At 37.9% G+C, this 2,242-nt stretch carries 3 protein-coding genes; all 3 read right to left on the bottom strand.

Annotation, left to right across the window (positions count from 1 at the left end):
- On the bottom strand, positions 1-685 hold a 685-nt coding region (locus tag BZK14_RS05340), incomplete at its 3' end, for an ATP-binding protein (RefSeq protein WP_077925529.1).
- 7 nt (positions 686-692) lie between these two features.
- Positions 693-1,649, bottom strand: a complete 957-nt coding sequence (accA, locus tag BZK14_RS05335) for an acetyl-CoA carboxylase carboxyl transferase subunit alpha (RefSeq protein ID WP_077925528.1) — start codon at positions 1,647-1,649, stop codon at positions 693-695.
- 69 nt (positions 1,650-1,718) lie between these two features.
- Positions 1,719-2,242 (bottom strand): 3-deoxy-7-phosphoheptulonate synthase (locus BZK14_RS05330; protein ID WP_143691361.1); only part of this gene is annotated, 524 nt, incomplete at its 5' end.

The following is a 2,242-nucleotide window of genomic DNA, read 5'->3' as shown; positions in this document are numbered from 1 at the left end:
ATGTTAACCAAATTCCAAAGCGTTCAGACAATGAAATTTTTTCTTCAATAGCTTCGCCTAAGTGAATTTCACCTTTAGTATCCATTTTAGCACTTTGGTTGTCACTCATGTATTCAGGTAATAAATGACGACGATTAGAGGTTGCATAAAATAGAATATTATCAGGTGGATTCATTAAAGAGCCATCTAATAATGCTTTGAGTGATTTATATGAAGAATCATCTGATTCAAATGAAAGGTCATCGCAAAAAATAATGAATCGATGAGATGATTGGCTAAGCAGAGTGATCAATTGAGTGAGATCAGTGAGTGCATCACGATCAATCTCTACCATTTTGAGTCCACTTCGGGCAAATTCTGTTAATGTTGCTTTGATTAAAGATGATTTGCCTGTACCACGAGATCCTGTTAAGAGAACGTTATTCGCAGGTAATTGATGTAAAAATTGCTCTGTATTTTGGCGAATGATGGCAGCTTTTTCATCAACACCAATGAGTTCAGTGAATTGAACTTCAGCAAATTGTTCAATGGGTATCAAATGAGCAGGGCGCCATTTTTGTTCAGGAACCCAGCGAAATGCTGCATACTGCTCAAAATCTACTAGTGAAGCAGTTTGAGGAATCAATGGCTCTATACGTTCAATGAGCGACAAAAGTCGCTCTGTTAGCATATTATTGTCTTTCATAAAGACATTAACCTTTAAAACGTCCAAATTTCATAATACGATCATAACGTTGTTCTAAACGCTGATCTTCAGGTAAATCTTTTAATTCATCTAAGTATTGGATGATTTGTGTTTTTACAGAGAGAGCAACTGCTTCATGATCTCTATGAGCACCGCCTTCGGGTTCAGGAATAATATGATCAATCAATTCTAATTCAGACAAACGATCTGCTGTGATACCCATTGCATTCGCAGCTTCCATAGATTTCTCAGCGCTTTTCCAAAGAATAGATGCACAGCCTTCTGGTGAAATTACAGAATAGGTTGAGTATTGAAGCATCATAACGCGATCACCTACAGCAATTGCCAATGCACCACCTGAACCACCTTGGCCGATGATTGTGCAAATGGTAGGCACTTTTAACTTACTCATTTCTAATAAATTGCGTGCGATCGCTTCACTTTGTCCACGTTCTTCAGCACCAATACCAGGATAGGCACCCGGAGTATCAACAAAAGTTACAATTGGTACATTAAAACGTTCTGCTAATTTCATTAAGCGTAATGCTTTGCGATAACCCTCAGGGCGTGGCATACCAAAATTACGTGAAATTTTTTCCTTAGTATCACGACCTTGTTGGTGCCCAATAATCATAACAGGGCGACCATCAATGCGAGCTAAGCCACCGATGATTGATTTATCATCTGCATAAGCTCGATCACCATGTAATTCTTGGAAGTCTGATGCTAAATATTTGATGTAATCAAAAGTATAAGGGCGAAGAGGGTGACGAGATACTTGTGAGATTTGAGATGGCGTTAATTTAGAAAAAATAGATGTAATCTCATTTTTTCTTTGTTTTTGTAATTCTGCTAACGCATCTGTAACATCAGCACCTGCTTGTGACGCAGCGCTCTCTAATGCTTCGATTTTAGCATCTAGTTCTAAAATGGGTGCTTCAAAACTTAAAAAATTAGGGTTCAAAACTCAGCTCCTAGAGTTGACGAAATGGGCATATTCTAGCATGCCCATTTAAAAACTAAAAAGAACAGATTATTTTGTAGAATAATCAGCCATGATTTTCTTATGTTCGTTCAGTTTTTCTGCTGTCAAGAATGCTAACTCAAGACTTTGTGCAGCATTTAAACGAGGGTCGCAATGTGTATGATAACGGCTAGATAGATCCGCATCAGTAATATTTTGAGCACCACCTGTACATTCAGTGACATCTTTGCCTGTCATTTCAAAATGAACACCACCTGCATGAGTTTTTTCTGCATTATGTGCATCAAAGAAAGCAGTAACTTCAGCCAAAATACGATCAAATGGACGTGTTTTATAGCCATTATCTGTTTTGATAGTATTTCCATGCATCGCATCACAAATCCAAACAACATTGCGGCCTTCTGCTTTTACTCGACGAAGTAAAGCAGGCAAGTATTCTAATAGATTAGTATCACCCATGCGTGTAATCAATGTTAATCGACCTGCTTCATTTTCTGGGTTTAATGCATCAATTAAGCGGATCAATTCATCGCCTGACATTTTTTGGCTAACTTTAACACCAATTGGGTTAG

Source organism: Wohlfahrtiimonas larvae (assembly GCF_002006755.1).
In the GTDB taxonomy this organism is placed as follows: domain Bacteria; phylum Pseudomonadota; class Gammaproteobacteria; order Cardiobacteriales; family Wohlfahrtiimonadaceae; genus Wohlfahrtiimonas; species Wohlfahrtiimonas larvae.
The sequence above is the reverse complement of the archived record's forward strand: the minus strand, read 5'-3'. Positions and strand labels throughout refer to the sequence as shown.